Source organism: Bacteroides stercoris ATCC 43183 (assembly GCF_025147325.1).
Lineage (GTDB): Bacteria > Bacteroidota > Bacteroidia > Bacteroidales > Bacteroidaceae > Bacteroides > Bacteroides stercoris.
Genome location: NZ_CP102262.1, coordinates 2,094,939 through 2,119,689 on the forward strand (window position 1 = coordinate 2,094,939; position 24,751 = coordinate 2,119,689).

Genomic DNA, 24,751 nt, shown 5'->3' on the forward strand with positions numbered 1-24,751 from the left:
TTATGATGTGTGGAGAATAAAGGGAATGAGAAAAATGGATTTTTTATTCGTACGGCTGGCTTTAAAAAAAAAAGAAAACGCTGATTATTTATTTGACAATCAGCGTTTTTGGGGAGAGCCGCTAGCCAGACTTGAACTGGCGACCTACGCGTTACGAATGCGTTGCTCTACCAACTGAGCTATAGCGGCAATGGGTTTTCGATTACGAGGTGCAAAGGTACATCTTTATTTGAATTTGCAAAAAGAATTGCCTGATTTTTTAGAAATATTTCTGTCTGGCATTTTTTCTATATTTGTGTATTTATCGGAGATATTATGGATAAAACCGTATGGTAAAGACGTTTAACTCTATTGGATGATTGGAAAAATACTGTTTGGTATAAGTGGTGTTTGTGGCAAAATACCGGTTGTATTGAAGCCCGGAATTAATTCTTTTTCCAAAACTTCAAAAGGAAATAAATGTATATTATGAAAATAATGTATTACCTTTGTCCCCAATTAAAAACATTACTAGATAACTAAAAGATTAATCAAAGATCTTACTTATGCGTAAATTTATACTATTGTGTTTGTTGGTATTTACGGTATCAAGTGTGGTATTTGCCCAACAAATGACGGATGAACAAGTCATTCTGTACGTGCAAGAGGCTCAGAGTCAGGGGAAGACACAACAGGAGATGTTGGTTGAATTGATGAAGAAAGGAGTCACAAAAGAACAAATCCAGAGAATACAGTCTAAATATTCAGGCAAATCGGACGGAAGCTCTGAGGAAAATGCCAATTTCATGGGAGAAGCGAACTCCCGTTTACGTACGCAGAAAACTTACGAGAACAAAAACAAGAATATCTCTCAGGATGAATCCGGCTTGGATAATCTCGGTTCCCAAAAGCAAAGTATTAAAGGGCTGCGGGCGAAATCGGCCCAGCAACGCAATGGATATGGAACGGGGGTGAATAACAATGGACAGCCGGGTTATGGTTATAATGGTCCTAAAAGCGCGGAAGACGCTTTTACACAACAGATTTTCGGACATAATATTTTCGATAACGAATATCTGACTTTTGAACCCAATATAAATGTGGCAACACCCGACAATTATCGTTTGGGGGCGGGCGATGAAGTTATTATTGATGTTTGGGGAGCTTCCCAGACTACGATTCGCGAAAAAATCTCGCCTGAGGGTACTGTGCAAATCGAAAAGTTAGGACCGGTTTATCTGAGTGGAAAGACCGTAGAGGAAGCCAATGATTATTTGAAACGCGAATTTGCCAAGATATATGCCGGGGTTACGGGAGAAACTCCCAATACGCAAATAAATTTGACGTTAGGCGAAATCCGTTCCATTCAGGTGAATGTTATGGGTGAAGTTGTCGTACCGGGTACTTACACCCTCTCTTCATTCGCATCAGTTTTCCATGCCTTGTATTGGGCTGGTGGAGTAAATAAAATCGGTAGTCTTCGAAGCATAAAAGTTATACGCGACGGAAAGACGGTTGCAGATTTGGACATCTACGATTTTATCATGGAAGGTCGGCTGAAGGATGATATCCGTCTTCAGGACGGTGATGTGATTCTTGTCAATCCTTATCAGACCCTGGTGCAGATATTGGGTAAGGTAAAGCGTCCTATGTATTATGAAATGAAGCCTACGGAAACAATCGGTACGTTGCTGAGATATGCCGGCGGCTTTACGGGCGATGCATATAAAAAAGCCATCCGTCTTGTACGCAAGAGCGGACGCGAGCATCAGATTTTCAATGTGGACGAAATGGATTATTCGGTATTCCGCCTGGAAGACGGTGATATGCTTACGGTGGATTCCGTTCTCAACCGTTTCGAGAATCGTGTAGAGATTCGCGGTGCTGTTTACCGTGAGGGCTTGTATCAGCTGAGCGGAGAGGTGAATACCGTAAAACAGTTGATAAAGAAAGCGGAAGGTGTACGTGGAGATGCTTTCCTAAATCGTGCCGTAATCAATCGTGAACATGAGGATTTGACGCGCGAGGTTATTTCCATAGATTTGAAAGGCTTGTTGAAAGGTGTGGTTGCGGACATTCCTTTGCAAAAGAATGATATACTTTATATTCCCAGCATTCAGGATCTGAAAGAAGAGCCTACAGTGACTATCCATGGTGAGGTTGCAGATCCGGGTACTTATCTTTATGCCGACAAGATGACCATCGAGGATTTGGTTTTGGAATCGGGTGGCTTGCTTGAAGCGGCTTCTACAACGAAAATAGATGTATCGCGCCGTATTAAATCTCCCAAAAGCACGGACGACAGTAATATTGTAGGCCAGACATTTACCTTTGACCTGAAAGACGGCTTGCTGATAGGAGCGGGGAGCGAAAATTTCTATTTGGAGCCTTTTGATGAAGTGTATGTCCGTAAAAGCCCTGCTTATCGCAAGCAGAAAAATGTGGGGATAATAGGAGAGGCATTGTTTACCGGTACTTACGCGTTGTCCAAGAAGAATGAACGTTTGAGCGACCTGGTCGCTAAAGCCGGTGGTGTTACATCCGATGCTTATGTAAGAGGAGCCCGTCTTATCCGTAAAATGTCGGAGGAAGAGCTTCGCAGAAAGGAAGATGCCACCCGCATGGCTATAAAGGTCGGTGCAGATTCAACTACTTTATATGTATATACGGTAGGCATTCATCTGGATGAGGCTTTGAAAAATCCGGGTTCTGATTATGATATGGTGTTGCGCGAGGGGGATGTATTGTTTATTCCTGAATATGTAAGCACAGTGAAAATCAACGGTGCCGTGATGTATCCTAATACCGTACTGTACAAAGAGGGAGAGAACAGCCGTTACTACATCAATCAGGCGGGCGGATATGCTTCGAATGCCAAGAAGCGCAGTGCTTTTGTGGTTTATATGAATGGTACTGTATCCCGCATACGCTCCGGTAGTAAGACGGCAATCGAGCCCGGGTGTGAGATTATCATCCCGACTAAGGATCCAAGTAAGCGTATGAGCGTGGCCGAAATGGTAGGTATGGGTACTTCTATTGCCACTTTAGGCACAATGATTGCTACTTTGGTTAATCTCTTTAAGTGATAAGGACAATGGACGAAAGTAAAATACAAAAGGCTCCGCAAAAACCGGAGGAACAGGAAATCGATTTGATTGAGTTGGCTCAGAAAGTGTGGGCCGATCGTAAAATGCTTTATAAGGTATGCGGTATTGCGGCAGTGATTGGCTTGATTGTAGGATTCAGCATTCCTAAAGAGTATTCTACGGAAGTGACATTGGCTCCCGAAAGTGCAAGTAAAGTGAATGCCGGGAGTATGGGGGCATTGGCTGCTATGGCTGGCATCAACTTAGGCGGTTCTGTCGGAGAAGATGCCCTGTCGCCCGAGCTGTATCCCGATATCGTTAAGTCAACCCCTTTTCTGTTGGAGTTGTTTGATGTAAGGGTCAAAGACCAGAAAGGCAAAATAGATACGACCTTATATGCTTATCTGGATAAATACCAGCGTTCGTCATGGATGGGTGCTGTAATGTCTGCGCCATTCAAGGCTTTGGGTTGGACCTTGTCTTTATTCAAGGATAAACCGGAGAAGAAAGAAGGAAAAATCGATCCGTTCCACCTGACATTGGATGAGGCGAAGGTAGCGGATGCTTTGAGTAAGCGTATCTTGGTTACGATTGATAAAAAAACAGGGGTTACAACTTTGGAGGTTACTATGCAGGACCCTTTGATTTCGGCTTCGTTAACTGATACCGTGATGCATTGTTTGCAGAATTATATCACAAATTACCGTACCAATAAAGCCCGTCATGATTTAGCTTTTACAGAAAAGTTATATAAAGAAGCAAAGGCGGATTATGAGAAAGCTCAGAAAAAATATGCTACTTTTGCAGATGCCAACCAGAATGTGGTTCTGTTAAGCTATCGTGCCGAGCAGGAACGTTTAAAAAACGAAGTTGAGCTGGCTTATACTGTTTATACCCAGGTTTCCGGACAATTGCAGATGGCAAGAGCCAAAGTGCAGGAGATTACTCCGGTATATACGGTTGTGCAACCGGCTACGGTTCCTTTGCGTGCCGCCAAGCCTAATAAGATTATGATTCTTATAGGTTTTGTATTCTTGGCAGGAGTGGGATGTGTTGGCTGGATATTATTTGTGAAGGATTTATTTAAAGATTGGAGAAAAGCAAACAAAGCAATATGATGGCTAATAATGATATGAGTCGTTGGTGTGTTCTGTATACGGCGGCAAAGTCGGAACGTAAATTAGTGCAGCGCCTGCATGCAGCAGGATATATGGCATTTTGTCCTATGCAAATCGTATTCAAGAAGTGGAAAGGACAGACCAAAGAAGTGTTTGCACCTCTGTTCCCCGGCTGTGTTTTTGTAGAAGAAGCGGCGGGTGTGGAGTCGTTTGTTGCTTCACGGAGTGTTGCTCTTTTGGTAGATACAGAGGGAAAAAATCTATCTATTTGTGCCGATAAGACTGAACTATCAGCAAAATTTGTACACTTGCTGCAAAATTATAATTTTATTTTTTGAGGAGAAAAATTTGAAAAAAAAGATACAGATATTTATTAAACATCTAAAATTAGTTGCTTGATTTTATATTGTCTGCTGAACATCCCAAAGTATAACCTTCTGTTTTTATACCAATGAAAGATAGAAGGTTATATTAATGATTTTAATATTCGAACATTCGGCTTCGTGCCAGCATGCAAGCACCTACAACTCCTGCCTTATCTTTTAATTTTGAAACTGTGATGGCTGAATCTTGGTTTACGAGGTTTAGTGAATATTTTCTTATTGCTGTCTTAATAGGTTGGGCTATATAGTCGTCAGTTAATGATAATGTCCCGCCAATAATAACTAATTCGGGATTAAATATATTAATTAATCCAGCAATTTGTTTACCTAATTTCTGCCCGATTTCCTCTACGATTTCAATGCATAGCAAATCTTCTTTGTTTACGGCAGAGATTATTTCGTCCAATGTAAGAGGAAGCTCTTGGCTGTTTGTCCGATTAGACAATATGGAGCACTCACCATTTTTGATACGTTCTTGCAAAATTCTATATATCGCAGAGCCGGATGCTTCTGTTTCCAGACATCCTTTTTTGCCACAGTGACACAGTATTTCATTGTCAAATACATTGATATGTCCAAATTCTCCGGAAAAACCTGATTTGCCGGTGTATATTTTGCCATCTATGATAATTCCGATTCCAAGTCCCCAACTAACATTAACGAATATAATGTTTTTTTCTCCTTTCACGCAACCTTGTAAATATTCACCATAAGTCATGGCGCGGGTGTCGTTATCAATACAAACCTGGTATCCTATTTTTTCAGTTAAAACTTCTGCCAGCGGACACTCAGAGAAGTTGAACAGGCTGAAACTATATCCTGATTCAGGATTAACTCGTCCGGATATGTTGATATTGATATTTAATATCTTCTCTGTATTGACTTTCGTTTTCTTTATAAAAGAACTGATAAGTGTGCATAGCTCTTCCATAGCTTCCGGCGTATTTTCAAATTTGTAGGGGATATTCATCTTTAGTTCCATCATATCACCTTTGAAATTAATTAAACCGATGTTGACAGCAAACTTTTTGATGTCTACACCGATAAAATATCCGGATTCCGGATTAAGACCATATAAACTTGGGTGTCGCCCACCACTGGTTTCTAATTTACCGTAATCATTGATATAGCCATCTTCGCACATCTCACTGATAAATTTGGTAACAGTAGGTATACTTAGATCTAGCTCTTTGGATAGATCAGTAATGGTAGAACTCCCATTATATATATAATGTGTAATAATTCTCTTTTTTACGAGAGCACTTTTGCTTCCTAACTCTATTTCTTTTAAAAGTTGCTGTCTCATATTTTCTGTTGATTGATTTTCTACAAAGATAATAAATTTAGTTTTATATTTTATATATAATAAAATAATTTATTATATATGCCTTTTATATTAAATTAATTTCTATATTTGCTTCGGAATTTTTATATAGAACTAAAAAATAGAAAAAATGATTGTATCAAATTTGCAGAATAGCAGTAGGATAGAGGTGCTTCATCCTTTGTTTAAAACTCTTTTTGATTATGTAAAAAGTCATGATTTACTTCATGCGGAATTAGGACGTATTGATATTGACGGTGATAATTTATTTATTATGAATATCAATCCTGAATGTGTTGAACAAGATAAACAAGTGTTGGAGGTTCATCGTACTTATATTGATGTACATATTCTTTTGCAAGGTATAGAGAGGATTGGATGGAAGGCTTTTGAAGATGTAAATCTGGAAGTTAAACCTTATGAAAAAGAGGGAGACTGTGCCTTGTTTTCGGATAGTGCAACTACATGGATTGATTTGTATCCTGGTCAGTTTATGATTGTATATCCAGAGGATCCTCATGCACCCATAATTGGTCAGGGAAAAATCCGTAAGTTAATCGCTAAGGTAAAGATTTGAAAATAGTTGGTATTAGGTTGGTGAGGTGAAAGGCATGGCGTAAGTTAGATGCATAGTCTATTCTTCTTACGCCATTTTTTATTTGTATTCACTTATTATTCGTATATTTTTAATTATTACCCTGTATTTAATAAAATAAATTATTAAATATTTTGCATATAATAAAATGATTGATATATTTGCATCAAAATTAAATAATATAGTTTTAACTAAAGATTATGAAAAACAAAAATCTGTATCCTTGGGTAGTAGTTGCTTTATTATGGGTGGTTGCTCTACTCAATTACATGGATCGCCAAATGCTTTCTACTATGCAAGAGGCAATGAAGGTTGATATTGTAGAATTGAATAAAGCAGAAGCCTTTGGAGCTCTAATGGCTATCTTTTTATGGATTTACGGTTTTATGAGTCCTGTTGCCGGTATGATTGCTGACCGTTTTAGTCGTAAGTGGTTGGTTGTCGGAAGTTTGTTTGTTTGGTCTGCTGTTACATATTTGATGGGGTATGCAGATGATTTTCATGAACTGTATTGGCTTCGTGCTGTGATGGGAATCAGTGAAGCGCTTTATATACCTTCTGCTTTATCTCTTATTGCTGATTGGCATCAAGGTAAATCCCGTTCATTGGCTATTGGGGTGCATATGACCGGACTTTATGTAGGGCAAGCTATTGGTGGATTCGGTGCTACGGTGGCAGCTATCTTCTCTTGGCATTCCACATTTCATTGGTTTGGTGTAATAGGTATTATTTATTCCTTGATTTTGGTTGTTACTTTGCGGGAGAATCCTGCCCATACTTTGGTAAAAGAGAGACCAATAGCGTTGGGAGAAAAGAAACCGTCTTTATTTAGCGGGCTTAGTGTACTTTTCTCTACATGTGCTTTTTGGATTATTCTTTTCTATTTTGCAGCTCCGAGCCTTCCCGGTTGGGCAACTAAAAACTGGTTACCGACATTATTTTCCGAAAGTTTGAATATTCCTATGTCTGAAGCCGGTCCGATTTCTACTATTACAATTGCTTTTTCTTCGTTTATCGGGGTTATTGTAGGAGGTATTTTATCTGACCGATGGGTGCAAAAGAATATCAGAGGACGTGTTTATACAGGAGCCATCGGATTGGGATTGACGATTCCTGCATTAATGCTGTTGGGGTTTGGACACAGCTTTGTAGCTATTATTGGTGCCGGACTGCTTTTCGGTATTGGTTTTGGTGTTTTCGATGCTAATAATATGCCTATTCTTTGTCAGTTCGTTTCGGCAAAATATCGTGGTACCGCCTATGGTATTATGAATATGACAGGTGTATTTGCTGGGGCTGCTGTTACCGAATTATTGGGAAGATGGACAGATGGTGGAAACTTGGGACAAGGATTTGCTATGCTCAGTGTTATAGTGTTGGTAGCTTTGGCTTTACAACTTTACTTCCTTCATCCTAAGACAGATAATATGGAATAACAATAAGATTAACGAAGTTAAAAAATAAAAAGTATGGAAAAGATTATTGGTTTGATTGATGCGCCTTTTACTCCGTTTTATGAAAATGGAGAAGTAAACTATGAACCTATTGAAATCTATGCAAAGATGTTGCAGAAGAATGGTCTTCAAGGAGTATTCATTAACGGTTCTTCCGGCGAGGGATATATGTTGACTGAAGAAGAACGTATGAAACTTGCCGAACGCTGGGTATCTGTAGCGCCTGCCGGATTTAAGGTAATTGTTCATGTGGGAAGTTGCTGTGTTAAAGCAAGCCGTATGTTGGCGGAACATGCACAGAAGATTGGAGCTACAGCTATTGGAGCGATGGCCCCACCGTTCCCTAAAATTGGCCGAGTGGAAGAATTGGTAAAGTATATTGAAGAGATTGCAGCAGGTGCTCCCGAACTACCTTTCTATTATTATCATATTCCTGCCTTCAACGGTGCTTTCCTGCCTATGGTTAAGCTACTGGAAGCGGTTGATGGACGTGTACCTAATTTTGCCGGTATTAAATATACTTTCGAGAGTATGTATGAGTACAATCAGTGCCGTCTTTATAAGAATGGAAAGTACGATATGCTTCATGGTCAGGATGAAACGATACTTCCTTGTTTGGCTATGGGAGGTGCACAAGGTGGTATTGGCGGTACTACCAACTATAATGGAAAAGAACTGGTAGGTATCATTGATGCTTGGAAGGCCGGTGACCTTGAATTGGCGCGTGAACGTCAAAATTTCTCACAAGAGGTGATTAATGTTATTTGTCATTTTCGTGGAAATATAGTGGGCGGTAAACGTATAATGAAACTTATTGGCCTTGACTTGGGTAAGAATCGCACTCCATTCCAAAATATGACCGATGAAGAAGAGTACCAAATGAAAGCAGAGCTTGAAGCTATTCATTTCTTTGAACGTTGCAATAAATTCTAAAATCTGATAAACTATGAATGTAACGGATTATTTAACCTCATGGTCTGCATCCTATCGCTATGATTTCACCGAGAATATTATGCCTTTTTGGATGCACTATGGTCTTGACCGTAAGCATGGTGGGGTATATACTTGCATTGATCGTGATGGCCGTTTGATGGATACAACGAAATCAGTATGGTTTCAGGGACGTTTTGGATTTATTGCAGCTTATGCTTATAATAACATTGAACAGAAATCGGAATGGCTTGCGGCATCTAAGAGTTGTATCGATTTTATAGAAAAATATTGTTTTGATGCAGACGGACATATGTACTTTGAAGTTACTGAAAACGGTACTCCTTTGCGTAAACGTCGCTATGTGTTTTCTGAGTGTTTTGCTGTCATTGCCATGTCAGAATACGCTATTGCATCAGGAGATAAAACTTATGCTGAAAAGGCTTTAGCGCTTTTCAAACGTATACAAAGGTTTCTTTCCACCCCCGGTTTTTTGGAACCCAAGTATCTGCCTACACTACAGGCTCGCGGACATTCTATTACGATGATTCTTATCAATACAGCCTCTCGTGTTCGTGCTGCTATTTCCGATCCGACACTTGACACACAAATTGATGAATCGCTTGCGGCTATCCGAAAGTACTTTATTCATCCCGAATTTAAGGCATTGCTTGAAATGGTGGGAAAAGATGGAGAGTTCATTGATACTTGTAACGGGCGTGTCATTAATCCGGGACATTGTATTGAGACTTCCTGGTTTATTTTAGAAGAAGCCCGCTATCGTAACTGGGATAAAGATTTGGTGCAAATGGCTCTTCAGATTCTTGACTGGTCTTGGGAATGGGGTTGGGATGAAGAACATGGCGGTATAATAAACTTCCGGGACTGCCGCAATTTCCCCGCACAGGATTATTCTCAGGATATGAAATTCTGGTGGCCGCAGACCGAGGCTATTATCGCCACTCTTTATGCTTATCAGGCAACTCACGATGAAAAATACCTTGCCATGCATAAACAGATAAGTGATTGGACATACGCTCATTTCCCTGATAAGGAATATGGTGAGTGGTATGGGTATCTGCACCGTGACGGTACAGTGGCACAACCTGCTAAAGGTAATTTGTTTAAGGGCCCTTTCCATATACCTCGCATGATGATTCGTAGTTATATGCTGTGCCAGGAGCTGCTGTAAGTGATGTTTTTATCTTCATTTATAAATATTATGTGTACATGTTGAAAAGTCTATTCATAGCGTTTTTTTTATCTTTTCCTTTCTTTATTAAAGGAGAAGCGCAAACAACAGAACAATCAAAGTCTTCCGGACTGAAGAAGTGTACTGTCTTTACTGCTGGGGATGATAATGTGAACAGTTATCGTATTCCCTCATTATTAACAGCCAAAGATGGTACATTGCTTGTTTTTTGTGAGGCACGTAGGGATAGTTGGCGAGATAAAAGTCGTACTGATATTGTAGTGAAGCGAAGTGAGGATATAGGGAAAACATGGTCCATTATGCAAGATTTGACACAAGGTACTACCGGTGCTTATATGGATCCTACTCCGATTCTTGATTCAATTACTGGACGCATTTTTTTATTTACTACTTTTTGGCCAGCGGAAGATCATTCCGGAGCAAAGAATCGTGCTATTCTTATTACTTCGGGTGATAATGGCAAAACTTGGTCTTTACCTGTAGATGTTACATCTGCGATTATTCCGGCGGGCTATCATATTGTTGGTTTTGGTCCGGGAGCAGGATTACAGATGTCTGGAGAACGGTTTAAGGAACGATTGATTTTACCGACCCGTGTAGTTGATTTCAAAAGAAAAAGTGCTCATAACGTAGCAATATATTCTGATAATCATGGCCAGACATGGGCAATGGGTGGTAAGGGCGATACCGGTGATGAATTTCAGATAGCCGAATCCCCTGCCGGAACATTAGTCTATAACGCTCGTATACCGGGAGCGCGTATGGTGGCATATAGTGTTGATGGTGGAACTACTTGGAGTAAAGCGATAAAAGAACCGACCTTACCGGGAGTCTCTAAAGGATGTCAGGCTGGTGTTTTGGGAAAAGGAAGAGAACTCTATTTTTCTGGAATCAGAGGAAAAGCTGAAACACCGGAATATGATGAACGTGTAGGGCTCGCTTTGTATAAAAGTAGTGATGGTGGAAAGACATGGAACAATGGAATTCAATTATATGATAAAGCTTCAGGTTACAGTTGTATGTCTTTCTTGCCTGATGGCAGGATGGCGATTATATTTGAAACGGCAGATACTCCGGGGTTTACCCGTAAATCATTGCCTGGTATCAAACCTCTTAAGCGTCCGGCTGGTTGGATGAGATTGGACTTACTTATACTTCCTATTATTAATCTTTAATTTTATATTTATGAAAAACTTTTTTTGTACTATGAGTATCGTTATGAGCTTGCTTGTTTTTACAGCTTGTTCAGATGATAGTGTCAATGATTTTTCACCAGTTCCCTATCCTGATGAGGTGGAGCCGGAAGAACCGACACCCGATCCGACACCTGACCCGGATGACCCGACTCTTGATCCAGATCCGGTATGGAAAGTAACTTCAACAACTACTGTTTTTAATTCTAAAGTAAGTACGGACGTTTCTTATCGTGTGCCTGCTGTTGCAGTTACAAAAGCTGGTACTATACTCGTTTTTTGTGAAACTCGTTATGGTACTTGGATGGATAAATCAGGGCGTACGGATATTCTCATGAAGCGTAGTACGGATAAGGGAGCTACCTGGACAGAAAAGAACATAACAGAACAAGTTACTTCTTCAAAACTCTCTTATATGGATCCGACAGTTGTGGTTGATCAGACTACCGGAAAAATTTTCCTTTTCACCTCTTTATGGGATGCAGTTGGTAAACCTTCTGCCCAACAAGGTTATAACAACAGAGCAATCATGTATATCTCTGAAGATGATGGTATAACCTGGACAAGGAAAGATCTCACGGATGAAGTTCATATCGGCATATATAGTGGTTTTACAAGAATGATTGGTAGTTTTGGTCCTGGTTCCGGTGTACAAATGACCAATGAAATGTATAAGGACCGTTTGATTGTTCCTATGCGTTCATTTAAGGTTGATGCGGATAAGGGAACCGTTTCCAATGGTGGAAATACCGCTATGTATTCAGACGATCATGGTGTTACCTGGCAAACGGGTCAACCTAATAAATCGGGTGAATGGACGGTTACTGAGGCTCCTGACGGCGCATTGATTGGTAATATCCGATATAAGGGATATAGGCAAAACTATTACAGTACAGATGGTGGCGCTAAGTGGCCAGGAGTTTCGGATTATCCGGCATCACAGTTGCCAACTCCGGAAAAAGGTTGTGCAGGAAGTGTTATAGTGAAAGATAATTGGTTGTACTATTGCGGAGCGAAAGGAATCTCTGAAACAAGCTCGCATGATGACCGTGGTATACTATATCTTGCTAAAGCAAAATTCTTTGATGGACATTCACATACATTTAATGCTGCAGATCATATGGTACTTTATGATAAAGCAGCGGGATATACTTGTATGGCATTATTGCCAGATGGTGATTTGGTTATTATTGCAGAACTTGGTGACTTGCCCGGATTTACAAAAGCCTCAACTAGACCGGAAGGATGGATAAGATTGCAATTGTTTATATTATCTTCTAAATAACCTGTTTTTCGGTGTGAAACTAAATATTTCAAACAGATGCGCAAAGATAATGTAATCTTGCTAAAAATCAAATGGTTATAAAACATATTTTCTTAGCAAGGGTAGAAAAGGAAGCAAGAAAAAGCATATTTGGGTGAGAGTTAAGTTACCAAATCGTAACTCAGCCCAAAATGCGTCAAATACACTATTAATATATTATATTACAGCGACTTGCACAACTTTGCATAATCTTTAATAACTCAATAGTAATTAAATTTGTAACTAAAAAAAGTTGAGTTATGAAAAGTACATTCAAAGTATTATTTTACGTGAAGAAACAGTCTGTAAAAAGCGGAAAGGCACCGATAATGGGCCGTATCACCATCAATGGAACCCAAGCCGGTTTCAGTTGTAAGAAAGAAGTATCCCTCGCATTGTGGGATGTCAAAGCCAACCGGGCCAGAGGCAAGTCCGAAGAAGCCCGTACACTCAATCAGGAACTTGACAATATCAAGGCACAAATCACCAGGCACTACCAGTATATCTGCGACCACGACAGTTTTGTCACAGCCAAAAAAGTCTATAACCGCTATGTCGGCTTCTCAGAGGAATACCATACCCTTATGAGTCTTTTCAGGGAACAGCTGGAATCGTATAAAGAGAAAGTCGGCAAAGAAAAGGCCGAAAGCACCTATCGCGGTCTGGTTGCCGATTACAAGAACCTTCTGCTTTTCATGAAAAGCAAAAAGAATACAGAGGATATTGTCATTGAAGAACTTGATAAATCCTTCATCGAGGATTACTACAACTGGATGCTCGGTACCTGTGCTCTGGCGAACTCCACTGCCTTCGGGCGTGTCAATACCCTGAAATGGCTGATGTATATCGCACAGGAAAAAGGCTGGATACGGGTTCATCCGTTCGCATCATTCGAGTGTATGCCCGAATACAAGAGGCGCTCTTTCCTTTCCGAAGAGGAACTGCAAAGGATAATCCGTCTGGAACTGAGATACAAGCGCCAGCGTGCCATGCGCGATATGTTTTTATTTATGTGTTTCACCGGTCTTTCCTACGCCGACCTGAAAGCCATAACCTACGATAATATTCATACCGACTCCGACGGCGGTACATGGCTGATGGGCAACCGTATAAAAACAGGAGTGGCGTATGTCGTAAAATTATTACCCATTGCCATCGAGCTGATTGAAAAATACAGGGGTGCGGATGAAAAGAAAGACTCTCCCGAATGTGTCTTTCCGGTAGGCGAATACAATGCCATGCGGCTCAGTCTTGGAATCATAGGCAGGAAATGCAACTGCCGGGCCGAGGTCACTCCGCATATCGGGCGCCACACATTTGCCGTTCTGGCTATACTTAAGGGAATGCCGTTGGAAACCCTTCAGAAAGTGTTGGGGCATAAGTCCATTCTCTCCACACAGGTTTATGCCGAACTGATTAACCCGAAGGTAGGCGAGGATACCGACAAAATTAGCGAGAAAATCGGTCACGTTTACAAACTTGCCATGTAACACGGCAATAAAAAAACGTCCGGAAGCCGATAAGCCGAAGGACGTTTTTTATTTTACTTGTTTATTTTCTGAACCGTCTGAAATCCCTGTAATTTTTTTTCAACACTTCGTATAGGGCACTCTCCGGGTAGAGCAGTTTCCCCCCGATAGTGGTATAAGGCACCAGCCTTTCATCTCTCAACGTCTGCAACGTCCGTCGTGAGATATGCAATAGGGTGCATATCTCATCTCCCGTCATGTAATGCTCGTCCGCAACTGTCGGGCGTATCCGTGCCGTAGCCTCTTCCACCGCTTTCCCCGCTTTTTTTATCCATCCGGCCAGTTCCTTGAACTCTTCCGAATCCCTTGTGATAATCTCCGCCATACTTTACTTCCTTTTGATCAGTCCGTTTTCCAGTATCTCCTGAATATCCGTTTCCCGGTAGAAGAATTTTCCCCCTACGTTCGAGTGGGGGATTAGCCCGTTGTCACGGTAATTTTGCAGGCATCGTTTCGATATGCCCAAAGCCAGACATACGTCCTGCGCATCCATTCACTTGTCCGACGCAGGCGGTGCAATCTTTTTCTGGAAGTCACTCATTTGTACGGCCAGCGTGCTGACCAGTTTTCTCAACTCCTGATACGCGCTTGTTTCAATAATCGTCAGTTCCATACTAAAATTCTTTTTAAGTTTCTGAATATGAGGCAAAGTAAAGCATATCCTATATCCTATCCAAACAGATCGTATCAGAGTCTTCCGTTGGCGTGCATTGGCGTATCCAACGATAAAAGAGAAGGGCCCGTTACCTGCATCTATGCGGCAACGGGCCTTCCATCCCCTTACTTGTCTTCCATAATCCTACATCTTCATGCTTTTACTTTTCCGCACAGCCGCCTTTTCCTTCATGTCCGCTTTCTGCCGTGTTTCCGGAAAGTGCTCTTTAAACAATTTCCCTGCCAGTTTCTTCGCCTTCTCCTGCATCACATCATACACATCCCATCTGTTGCGGCCCAGCAGCTTGTTTTCTATCTTCTCGAATTTATCGTAAAAACTGAAATTGTCCGGGTATTCATCTATCAGTCCGTCTCTCGGATAGCCTTTATCCATGATATACAGCAGTGTCATCCGGTCATAATTATACGGACTCCGAGTAAGGCCCAGCCCCTTTCCGGAATCAGTCAGCTTATAATAGTTCTCCCATGTAGGAGCAAGGTCATAACGCTCACTGTCCGTTATACTTTTCGATACCGATTTGTCCACAAAAGCATCTGCCGGAATCTTCTCCAACGGCAACAAACAGCCGTAATCATCGCAACAGCGGTTTACTTTCCCTTCCATCAATGAAGGCCATCCCCGTAACTCATACACATTCAGATACTTTTCCTCAAAGTCCGGTTCAAAGAAACGCTTCTCTATATTCGTTGCCATAAAATCCCCGTATTGACGGTTTCCTACGTAATCCCTACCGAACAGCAGCACCCCTTTACCCGTCTCAACACCTGTATAATACGTGTTCCCATGCTTCAAATCATCCTGCATCTCCGCTATCACTTCGGGTGGTGCGGACTTTATCTCCCGCCACATCTCCGGTGTAAGTTGTCGGGGATAGTTCTCGTCCCTTGAAAGCGGGTCCATGTACTTTCACAGGCAATACACCACTTCCGACAGAGCCAGGTATCTATGCAGCTTAATCCCATGTCCGTCCATCACCTTTTCCAGTCTTCGCAGATAATCATCATTATTCCCTTCCCGCAAACGCGGAACAATCCCCATATCAGGCACATTATAGTACATCATGCCCATGGTAGGCATTTCCGTTTCCTTGAGCGCCTTCTCCACATCTTCCAGCATAAACTCCAGAAAACCTTCCTCACCCGTACCTTTCATACTGACATGCACCGGGTTGAGATGTCCGTCCACTGTGACATACACACTGCCACTGTTCGTATTCTCTTTTTCCATTCATCAAAAAATTAAATGTTCATTCCTTGTCCTTTTCTCTTTGCCGGAATCCGCACCCTCATTTCCACGTTCGGGAACCGTACATTATCCGGTCGTGCCACCAGTGACGAGACTATCCGTTCCTGTTCTCCGGTCAGCGGCATAGGCTGCCGTTGCAATTTTCTCAGCCTGTTAAAGTTCCTCAGCGTAGGTGCCATGTCGCAACATGCCACACAAATCCCATATCTCACCATATCCGAAGAAACCGTCTGCCCGTCACCTATTTTTGCCCGGCATGCGGCATTCAGCGGAGCCACCTCATAAAACCTCAAGCTCTCAGGTTTCCGCTTGCCGTCAAAAAAACGTTCGGCCAGCCCACTCAGAAACTCATCCAGCATCCTGTTCCCACCGTCTGTCTTGTCAAACAGCAATACCTTCCGCCCGTGTTCCACCGCCATGTAGGTGGGAAAAGCAGCCAGCCCGCTGCGTATCACATCCCCGTCCATTCCGAAACGATGTCGCAGCCGCCTGTAATCCTCATTTTCCAGCAAAGCCGTATGTTCCGCTGATAATGACAGATGTACAATCCCCCGTTCCTCACAGAATGCCGCATCCCGGAGTCTCACCACCCCCGACGGATATATATTCTCCCGTTCCAGTACAGGACAGAGCCGTTCCAGATAATCCGCATTGTCCGTACCGAATATGGGAGGAATCAGACTTTTGTCTTTAAAGTCGAAACGGAACATTCAGTGGTCGGGAATAAATTCCCGACCGGTCGTATGAGACCGCACGTTGTTACTGATATAACGGGAAAATCCCTCTTCCCCCTGTCCGCGCATACTCAGATACACGGGTCTGTAAAAGGCGTCCAATGTCATATACAGACTGCCGCTTTCCACCGCTTGCTTTTTCTTTTCTTCCATAGATTCTATAGGATTAATTGTTTCTTCTCCTTCTTCTGTGGGGTAATGGAAGCTGCATGCTTCACCTGCCGTTGGCTGTCAGACATCCGCTGTTCAGGAGCTTCCTGCCTGTAGTGTGTTTCCGGTAACCCGCCGGTCTGTTCCTCTTCCGAATGCGGATACGACACCGGATGTGACATTTCCATCCTTTTTGTCCGGCTTATCCGTGCGCCCAACCTGAACTCCCCATCCGTAATATGAAACTCCGATTGCAACAAATCCGCCGCCATCTCCTTTGCCTCTTTCTGTAAGGCGGCATAGCCGAAGTCGTGTGCCGACAAAGGCGCGTTCATCCGTGCCCTCATGCTGTCTCCCAGCTTCTCCGCCAGTTCCCTGAACTCATACTCATAGCTGAACGGATGCACCTTGTCTGCCGCAACAATCCCGGCGTACCCGTTTTCCGAAATATACAGTAATGCCGCCACATCATAGTTCCGGGGTGAGATACCCAAACCGAATTCTTTTGTCAGCCGGTCGAAGTTATGGAAATCGGGCCGCAGGTCGAACTTTGCCCTGCACACCCCGCCATCCAGCACACTTCTATCCGCAAACTTGTCGGAAGTGAAGTTCACCACCGACCTGCGCAATTGTGCATCTGTACTTCGCAAATCCGCTTTGGACAGCTTTTCGATGCAGTTGTCCGCCAGCCCGGCCACCCGTTTGATAGGCAGGTCAATCTCATATATCCGCAAAGTTTCGGGTACTTTGGTCACGTTGAAGAAGCCGTCGGCCAGATGTTGCAGATAGCTGTTCCGTGCCTTCATACCCTTGGGGGTGTCGGAAAACAGCATCACGCCCTCTTCCGTAACCACCGCATATACCCGGTTTTCCGTCCCGGAAGTTTCCGTTACCGCCGCTTTCCGCCTGTCCGGTTTCTGGGCAATGCGGTTCCAAATATCATTCAGGATTGACATAGCTTGTATTTTTAGACATGATAACCGGCGACAAAGAAAAGCATTCAGCCGCCAATCTGCAATACCTCATACATACGAGTCATCCGTTGGCGGCTGTTGGCGTACAACCTTTACGCCAGCCGTGCGTCCAGCATCCGGTTATAACTTTTGCGCAGGGAGTCGATGAACGGAGTGGTGTCCGTACAACGGTCGAACACCTTGCCACGCTTGGTGTACAGCGCATTGATTTTCAGATGGAACACTTCCTCGAAAACGCGGATAACATCCACAATTTTCAAATTCCGGCCTTCAGCCGTACCTATCGCACCGGCTGCCATCAGTGCGGCCACCAGTTCAATCAGGTCGCTGTCCGTACCGTTCCATGTCAGTGTGACGGAACTTTTGCTTCCGCTTCCACGCACCGCTTCCGCATGGAATCCGGCAGACACGGTACCATGACGAAGCATCTCCTTCAGTATTTCCGCTTCCGCATCCAGCAACGCCAACGTCTTGTCAATGAACACGTCATACAGGATATTGCGGCAATCTTCAGCCATTCCGTTGCAGGCCTGCCGCATAAAGGCCAGCTCTATTTTTGTGTAGTTCAGACAACGTAGCTGTCCCGTCAGGTCCCCTGCCGGTGAAAGCGTAGCAAGGCAGTTAACGAAATCGTTATAGGCGGCCGGCAACTCACCTGCCGCAGGTCCGGCACCGTTTGTATAAGAGGCGAACAGATTAAAAAGAGAGGTTTCCACCAATGTCTTCATCGTATCATGTTTTTAGGTTCCACAATTCAACTCTCCACTCATCCTACCGGAATAAAGACAAGTGCCATGCCTGAAACAGTACACAGATAAAACATTGGAAATAAACCATATAGAAAGCAGTAAAAATGATGTGTACATAAAAGCATTGTGGATTGGACATGATGTGTCCGAATTTCGGACATATTCTAATCCAGACGATACTTCCTCAGTTTCAGATAAAGCGTGCTCCGGCTGATGCCCAGCAGCCGTGCGGCAGCCTTCCTGTCATTGCCCGTTGCCTCCAATGCTTTCAGAATGGTTGCCCGTTCCATCCGCTCGTCATTAAGTGAATACTCTCCCGGTTGCCTGCCTTTATCGGGAATGTCTATCTCCCCGGTGGTTATCCAGTCATCTTTCGCCAATAAGGTGGCCCGTCTGACAACCATCCTCAGTTCCCGTATGTTTCCCGGCCACGAATAAGATTTCAACCGTTTCTGTACTTCGCGGTCAAAGCCTTTCACTTTCCTTGAGAACTCTTGATTGGCGGCATCCAGCATGAATTCTGCCAACGGAATTATATCCTCAATGCACTCTGCCAGCAATGGTACATGCAATGGAAATTCATTCAGACGATGAAACAGGTCTTCCCTGAAACGTCCTTCGGCTATCGCCTTCTCCAGGTCCTCATTGGTAGCGGCTACCAGACGGATGTCCGTCTGAATCTCCTCTTTACCGCCTACGGGGCGGTAGCGTTTTTCCTGCAAGGCACGCAACAGTGCCCTTTGTACTTCGGCATTCAGATTGCCCACCTCGTCCAGAAACAGTGTCCCATGGTTGGCGGCAGCAAACATGCCCGTCTTGTTTTCCGTCGCTCCGGTAAAGGCACCCTTCACATGACCGAACAGTTCCGATGCCGCCAGTTCCTTCGGAAGTACCCCGCAATCCACTGCGATGAAAGAAGCATCCGACCGACCGCTCAACACATGTATCTGCCGGGCCACATACTCCTTGCCTGTCCCTGATGCGCCACGTATCAGCACGGCTAACGTATCCACCGGAGCCACCAGCCGGATATGCTCCTGCAATCTCAATGCCAAAGGGCTTTTGCTTGTATAGAATCTTTGTTTTGTATTGCCGTCCCTTCTCTTACGTTCCAATGCTTTCCGGATAATACCGAGTACCTTTTCTGTCTGCACAGGTTTGGGCAGATAGTCCACGGCACCTTTTTTAACCGCTTCCACGGCACCGGGTATGTCCCCGTAACCTGTCATGATGAGGAAAGGAATACGATAGCCATGTGTATTCATCCATCCCAGCAGTTCCATGCCATTGCCGTTGTTGAGACGGTAATCCGACAATACCAGATCCACATCATGATTGCCTAAAAACTCCTTTGCATTGTCCACGGATAACACATAACGGGCATTGATGCCGTTTTTCACCAGCCAGTTTGTGGTAGTGCGTGCATACACACGGTCATCCTCTACTATCAATACGGTTGCCATATACTCTTTTCTTTATTCTTTTTGCTTTCTCTACAGCATGTTCCACAGCTTTAATCAGTTCCTCTATCCTTTTATCCGATAAGCCACCCCATTTTTCGGAAGGCATGGAAGCCATTTCCCTCAGTTCACTTTGGGGAATGTTTATGCGGATCATTTTCCAAAGCGGTGCGGCTTTGTGTATGATACTCCCCAACTTCTTATAATCTCCCGTGGAAAAAGCGTCCCGCATTCCGGAAAGTTCCTCTGTGGTATCCTCTATGAACAGATCGAGCATCTCTTCCCCGTTTTCCTCACCTTCCATGATAGCAGCAAAATTCGGTCTGCCCGTTTGTGAGACTGCTGCCAGCAATTCTTCCTCAGAGAAAGGCTTGTACAGACAGTCGGCAAAACCTGCGGCAAGATACTCTTCCTTGTTGTCGGAACGTGCCGTGATGGCTATGACAGGAATTTTCCATATCCGGGGAATGTTCGAGGTCCTCAGCAGTTCAAGGACCGAGAATCCATCCGCGCCCGGCATCTGTATGTCGGTCAGCAGAAGGTCGTATTCCTGCCTGTTCAGACAGTCCGTCAATTCCCGGACATCCGTGCAACAGTCACAGTGAATCTGATTGCGGGAGAGTATTTTACTGATGATTCCCAGCTGAACACGGTTGTCGTCAATGACCAGCACACGGATATCAACAGGCAATTCACAAACAGGAGAAAACTTCTCTTCCGGACAGACGGGGTGTCCGGCCGGTGGCACGGGAAGGAAAACGGAGAAGCGGCTGCCTTCACTGGGGACGCTCTCCACTTCCACACGGCCCTGCATTTCATATACGAGCCGGACCGTGATCGCCAGTCCCAGCCCGAATCCGGGAATGTTACGTGCGCTATCCAGCCTTTCGAACGCTCCGAATATCCGTTCTCTTTCTTTTGCGTTTATTCCCACACCGGTATCCCGGACAACAATACGGAGATTTCCCGGCCGGTATTCCGCCTCAAGACGCACCTCCCCGTGGAACGTGAACTTCAGAGCGTTGGACAGCAGGTTGCCGGCTATCTGCCGGATATGCGAGCTGTCACAGCAGACAATGGCGTCTAAACCGGAGAAGGACGCGGTGAATGCCAGATCCTTCTGCAGGGCGGCAAGACGGTGGCTGTCCGCTATTTCCTCGAATAGGGCTTCAAGGTTGAAGACCGTGTTATTGGAACGGACCCCGCTTTCATCCAGCTGGTGGTATTCCATCAGTGTGTTTACCAGGCCGAGCATGTAATCGGACGAGTGCAGGATGTTGTCCAGATAGTCGGTCCTACGGCTGACATCGTTTTCCGAGGGCATCAATTTCGCACAGCCCCTAATGGCCGCCAGTGGGGTACGCAGGTCATGGGCCACCGAAGCCATCAGCTCCTTGCGTGAGCGGAGCAGTTCCCTATTCCGCTTGTCGGACTGTTCAAGCTTCCTCTCGTATCGGATACGGTGGTTCAGGTCTCGATGTACGACGGTGTACAGCATGATTGCCAGCAGGGAGACGGACAAGGCAAGGCCGGCTACCATATAGTAGGAGTTGTCCCGCTCAAGGATGAAGGCCCGGTAGCGTTCAGTAAAACGCTCGTTGTTCTCCCGCTCGAATTCAGAGACCATGCTGTTCATTCTTTCGTTTAGTTCCACGCTGCCGATGTATAAGCTGTCCATCTGTACCAGCAGCCGTTCCTGTCTTTCAGTCTGTTCCAGAATGATCCTTTCATTTAGGGAATGGAGCATACGTGTTGTTATCCCAGTTGGAGAAGTGGCGGATAGAGATTGCCGTTTACGTTCTGCCTCTTCCCGCTGTTGCAGGTAAGCGGATTTGTTCTCTTTTCTACGGAAGATATTCCAAATATTTCCTTTCTTTTTGGGGGAATCTTCCGCTCCAGTACTCGGAATCATCACATTTTCCTTTTGCTGCACAGTTTGTTTCCGAGCTGTTGAGACAATGGACGGGATACTTTCCTGCACAATGTCACCTATACCCTGCAGTTCCTTGAAAGTATGCATCGCCTTGGAAAGAAGTAGTTCCTTATTCCAAAGAAGAAGACACAACGAGTCGATATGTTTTTTCTGTAACGGAGTATGGACATATTCTTTCAGAAATTGCAGATTGTCACAGACCCTATGGCATTTGCGGCTGTATTCTCTCAGGTCGTCATCATCCCATGTGACGGCAGTCTCCGCATGGGTGGAGAGGTCCAGTAGGCCGATGTAGCTATTTTCCGTCAGACTGTGTATCGCCACCAGCTCCTTTTCCTCCTTGCGCAACGTATGTCTTAACATCTGCTCCTGACGGAACTGATAGACAATGAAGGCCGACAGCAGGACCAAAATGGCATAACCCAGAAATATTTTTAACTTTAACCACATGATTATGAATCATCCGAACCTATAAATCAATTATTGGCCCGTGCCAATAATATACATATAAAAAATAATCCCTACCTAGGTTTTAGTGCAACTTATGTAAGGATTATTTGAAAAATATTTAATAGATTATTTCAAGTTCTTCAGGTCTCTCAGAACAGTTTTATCAGTTATTTCAATAATACTGATGGCGTAGCCACCACCTGCCACAGCTTTCATCTTTAAAGCCGATTTGGCAGTAACAATACCTTTACGAATGCCATAAGATTGCGGATTGTTCCGATAATGCGCATCTTTACCATCTTCATAAACAGTTGCAATGTATTTCTTGTCATTGTCAAGAAAATCAAGTTTCAGCGTGGATAAATGTCCTTCTTCACCACTGGTACAACCTATGAACCAATTATTTGAACCTTTTGCTTTACGTGCCGCTACAATATAGCGTCCTGGTTCGGCTTCCAGATATTTACTCTCATCCCAATCCACGGGCACATCCTTGATAAACTGGAAAGCATCCATGAACCGTTCGTAGTTTTCTGGTATATCGGCTGCCATTTGGAGTGGACTATACATGGTGACATAAAGCGCGAGTTGGCGGGCAAGTGTGGAGTTCACGTGTGATTTACTATTTGGATTGAGTTTACTCATATCCATTTCAAAGATTCCCGGAGTGTAATCCATAGGACCACCTTGCAGGCGGGTAAACGGTAAGACGGTAGTATGAAACGGCTTGTTTCCGCTGAATGCCTCATATTCCGTACCACGAGCAGATTCGTTGCCAATCAAGTTAGGATATGTACGGCACAACCCGGTAGGACGTACGGCCTCATGTGCGTTTACCATGATATGGTGTTTGGCAGCCTCGGTTACGGCATATAGATAGTGGTTATTCAACCATTGTCCATAATGATGTTCGCCACGCGGAATCATATTGCCCACATATCCACTCTTTACAGCATTATATCCATAATCGTTCATCAATTGATAAGCAGCTTCCATATGACGTTCATAGTTACGGATAGAAGCCGATGTTTCATGATGCATCATTAGTTTCACCCCTTTAGACTGGGCATACTCGTTCAGCATCTTGATATCAAAATCCGGGTAAGGAGTCACAAAGTCAAACACGTAATCTTTGGAATGGCCAAACCAGTCTTCCCACCCGATATTCCATCCTTCCACCAACACTTGGTCGAATCCATGCTTAGCAGCAAAGTCTATGTATTTTTTTACGTTCTCATTATTAGCCGGGTGTTGTCCGTTGGGCTTGACCTTGTTATAATCCGTTTCTCCTAATCTCACAGAAGGTACATCCCAGGTATATGCCCAAGGCTTTCCACCGGCAATCATTTCCCACCATACACCGATATATTTCACCGGTTTAATCCAGGAGGTATCTTTGTATTTGCAAGGTTCATTCAAATTCAAGATAAGGTTTGAAGCAAGAATATCGCGTGCATCATCACTCACCATGACAGTACGCCAGGGAGTACGGCAAGGAGTCTGCATATAAGCCATATTTCCTTGTGCATCAGGAGTAAGTTGCGAAGTAAATACAAAATTCTTGTCATCTAGGACTAAATGCATGCAAGAATAATCCACCAAAGCAGCCTCATGCAGGTTGATGTAAAGACCTTCGGCTGTCTTCATCTGCAAGGAAGTCTGTACGCCTGTGGATGAAAAAATACTTTGCGACAGGTTCCCGTCAACAGCACCGCTCAGCAAACTACGAATTTCTGACAGTTTCGACTCGGTATAGTCATATTCTTGTGTATCATAATCTCCCGGAATCCACCAAGCTGTATGATCACCGGTCATGGCAAATTGAGTATGTTCTTTTTTTACAACGAAGTAGGGCAAATATTGTTGCGAAGGGAACTCATAGCGGAATCCCACGCCGTCATCATACACACGAAAACGGAGATTCATGAAGCGTCCGTTCGATGGTTTCTCCAATTCCACAAAAAGTTCATTATAGCGGTTACGGATATGACTGTTTTCTCCCCATACAGGTTCCCAAGTCTCATCAAAAGTCGATGTAGATGTATTATTTATCCGGAAAGAATCCATTAATGAATTTTCTTCGTTCAATTCAATCCCTAGTGTACTAGGCTTTATCACAGGAATGCCCTTATAAGTTACCTGATAAGTCGGGATTCCTCTCTCATTTATTGAAAACTCAAGTGTAATATTGCCCGACGGAGAAGAGATGCTTTCTGCTTTTGCCATAAAGCACGATAAAAGCAGAAAGGCTGCTATTATTATTTTCATAACTA

22 protein-coding genes and 1 tRNA gene are annotated in these 24,751 nt (G+C 43.8%); 10 read left to right on the forward strand and 13 right to left on the reverse strand.

The features are described 5' to 3' along the window. Positions 1-116 precede the first annotated feature (116 nt). A tRNA-Thr gene (locus NQ565_RS08450) sits at positions 117-189 on the reverse strand. 356 nt (positions 190-545) lie between these two features. On the opposite strand from NQ565_RS08450, the gene NQ565_RS08455 reads away from it, so the two are divergent. From NQ565_RS08455 to NQ565_RS08465, 3 genes are read left to right on the forward strand one after another with little or no spacing between them, the layout of a single operon-like run. Further along, positions 546-3,065: an SLBB domain-containing protein gene (locus tag NQ565_RS08455; RefSeq protein WP_005655012.1), complete on the forward strand. Its 2,520-nt coding sequence runs from the start codon at positions 546-548 to the stop codon at positions 3,063-3,065. A gap of 8 nt (positions 3,066-3,073) precedes the next feature. Continuing rightward, complete coding sequence (locus tag NQ565_RS08460) at positions 3,074-4,183, forward strand: Wzz/FepE/Etk N-terminal domain-containing protein (RefSeq protein ID WP_005655013.1); 1,110 nt, start codon at positions 3,074-3,076, stop codon at positions 4,181-4,183. Beyond that, the gene (locus NQ565_RS08465; protein ID WP_005655014.1) at positions 4,180-4,521 is read left to right on the forward strand and encodes a UpxY family transcription antiterminator; all 342 of its coding nucleotides are present in this window, start codon (positions 4,180-4,182) and stop codon (positions 4,519-4,521) included. The genes NQ565_RS08460 and NQ565_RS08465 overlap by 4 nt, the downstream gene beginning before the upstream one ends. Before the next feature lie 142 nt (positions 4,522-4,663). On the opposite strand, the gene NQ565_RS08470 is transcribed toward NQ565_RS08465, so the two are convergent. Next, positions 4,664-5,872 carry an ROK family transcriptional regulator gene (locus NQ565_RS08470; protein WP_074713630.1) on the reverse strand — a complete coding sequence of 403 codons (1,209 nt, stop codon included), beginning with the start codon at positions 5,870-5,872 and terminating at the stop codon, positions 4,664-4,666. A gap of 148 nt (positions 5,873-6,020) precedes the next feature. On the opposite strand from NQ565_RS08470, the gene NQ565_RS08475 reads away from it, so the two are divergent. The 7 genes from NQ565_RS08475 to NQ565_RS08505 all read left to right on the forward strand — a co-directional run bounded on the left by NQ565_RS08475 (position 6,021) and on the right by NQ565_RS08505 (position 14,068). Then, positions 6,021-6,467 carry a YhcH/YjgK/YiaL family protein gene (locus NQ565_RS08475; RefSeq protein ID WP_005655018.1) on the forward strand — a complete coding sequence of 149 codons (447 nt, stop codon included), beginning with the start codon at positions 6,021-6,023 and terminating at the stop codon, positions 6,465-6,467. Between the two features lie 218 nt (positions 6,468-6,685). Beyond that, a complete protein-coding gene (locus NQ565_RS08480) occupies positions 6,686-7,921 on the forward strand; it encodes an MFS transporter (protein WP_005655020.1) in 1,236 nt (411 codons plus the stop codon). Between the two features lie 33 nt (positions 7,922-7,954). Next, entirely contained in the window at positions 7,955-8,872 is a 918-nt protein-coding gene (locus tag NQ565_RS08485; RefSeq protein WP_005655021.1) for a dihydrodipicolinate synthase family protein, read from the forward strand. A 13-nt stretch (positions 8,873-8,885) separates the two neighbouring features. Beyond that, on the forward strand, positions 8,886-10,061 hold the full coding sequence (locus tag NQ565_RS08490; protein WP_005655024.1) for an AGE family epimerase/isomerase: 1,176 nt from the start codon (positions 8,886-8,888) through the stop codon (positions 10,059-10,061). Between the two features lie 38 nt (positions 10,062-10,099). Then, entirely contained in the window at positions 10,100-11,257 is a 1,158-nt protein-coding gene (locus tag NQ565_RS08495; protein WP_231292984.1) for a sialidase family protein, read from the forward strand. A gap of 31 nt (positions 11,258-11,288) precedes the next feature. After that, complete coding sequence (locus tag NQ565_RS08500) at positions 11,289-12,560, forward strand: sialidase family protein (RefSeq protein ID WP_225982405.1); 1,272 nt, start codon at positions 11,289-11,291, stop codon at positions 12,558-12,560. A 278-nt stretch (positions 12,561-12,838) separates the two neighbouring features. Next, positions 12,839-14,068 (forward strand): site-specific integrase, encoded by a 1,230-nt coding sequence (locus tag NQ565_RS08505; RefSeq protein WP_005655030.1) that lies wholly within the window; start codon positions 12,839-12,841, stop codon positions 14,066-14,068. A gap of 61 nt (positions 14,069-14,129) precedes the next feature. On the opposite strand, the gene NQ565_RS08510 is transcribed toward NQ565_RS08505, so the two are convergent. From NQ565_RS08510 to NQ565_RS08560, 11 genes are all read right to left on the reverse strand, one after another. Then, positions 14,130-14,432, reverse strand: coding sequence for a helix-turn-helix domain-containing protein (locus NQ565_RS08510; RefSeq protein ID WP_002562202.1), 303 nt, complete (start codon positions 14,430-14,432; stop codon positions 14,130-14,132). A 3-nt stretch (positions 14,433-14,435) separates the two neighbouring features. After that, the gene (locus NQ565_RS08515; protein WP_005655033.1) at positions 14,436-14,600 is read right to left on the reverse strand and encodes a helix-turn-helix domain-containing protein; all 165 of its coding nucleotides are present in this window, start codon (positions 14,598-14,600) and stop codon (positions 14,436-14,438) included. A 306-nt stretch (positions 14,601-14,906) separates the two neighbouring features. Continuing rightward, the gene (locus NQ565_RS08520; RefSeq protein ID WP_005655038.1) at positions 14,907-15,683 is read right to left on the reverse strand and encodes a DUF6047 family protein; all 777 of its coding nucleotides are present in this window, start codon (positions 15,681-15,683) and stop codon (positions 14,907-14,909) included. A 6-nt stretch (positions 15,684-15,689) separates the two neighbouring features. Then, complete coding sequence (locus NQ565_RS08525) at positions 15,690-16,010, reverse strand: hypothetical protein (RefSeq protein ID WP_005655040.1); 321 nt, start codon at positions 16,008-16,010, stop codon at positions 15,690-15,692. A gap of 11 nt (positions 16,011-16,021) precedes the next feature. Then, on the reverse strand, positions 16,022-16,738 hold the full coding sequence (locus NQ565_RS08530) for a DUF6047 family protein (protein ID WP_005655041.1): 717 nt from the start codon (positions 16,736-16,738) through the stop codon (positions 16,022-16,024). Beyond that, entirely contained in the window at positions 16,739-16,915 is a 177-nt protein-coding gene (locus NQ565_RS08535) for a hypothetical protein (protein WP_002562197.1), read from the reverse strand. It lies immediately after the preceding gene. Positions 16,916-16,920: 5 nt separating this feature from the next. Continuing rightward, positions 16,921-17,868, reverse strand: a complete 948-nt coding sequence (locus NQ565_RS08540) for a DUF6047 family protein (RefSeq protein ID WP_005655043.1) — start codon at positions 17,866-17,868, stop codon at positions 16,921-16,923. 110 nt (positions 17,869-17,978) lie between these two features. After that, entirely contained in the window at positions 17,979-18,614 is a 636-nt protein-coding gene (locus NQ565_RS08545) for an RteC domain-containing protein (protein ID WP_005655044.1), read from the reverse strand. 185 nt (positions 18,615-18,799) lie between these two features. Beyond that, a complete protein-coding gene (locus tag NQ565_RS08550) occupies positions 18,800-20,098 on the reverse strand; it encodes a sigma-54-dependent transcriptional regulator (RefSeq protein WP_005655045.1) in 1,299 nt (432 codons plus the stop codon). Then, complete coding sequence (locus NQ565_RS08555) at positions 20,070-22,478, reverse strand: ATP-binding response regulator (protein ID WP_005655046.1); 2,409 nt, start codon at positions 22,476-22,478, stop codon at positions 20,070-20,072. The genes NQ565_RS08550 and NQ565_RS08555 overlap by 29 nt, the downstream gene beginning before the upstream one ends. A 126-nt stretch (positions 22,479-22,604) precedes the next feature. Beyond that, a complete protein-coding gene (locus NQ565_RS08560) occupies positions 22,605-24,746 on the reverse strand; it encodes a glycoside hydrolase family 97 protein (protein ID WP_004313141.1) in 2,142 nt (713 codons plus the stop codon). Positions 24,747-24,751: the final 5 nt, after the last annotated feature.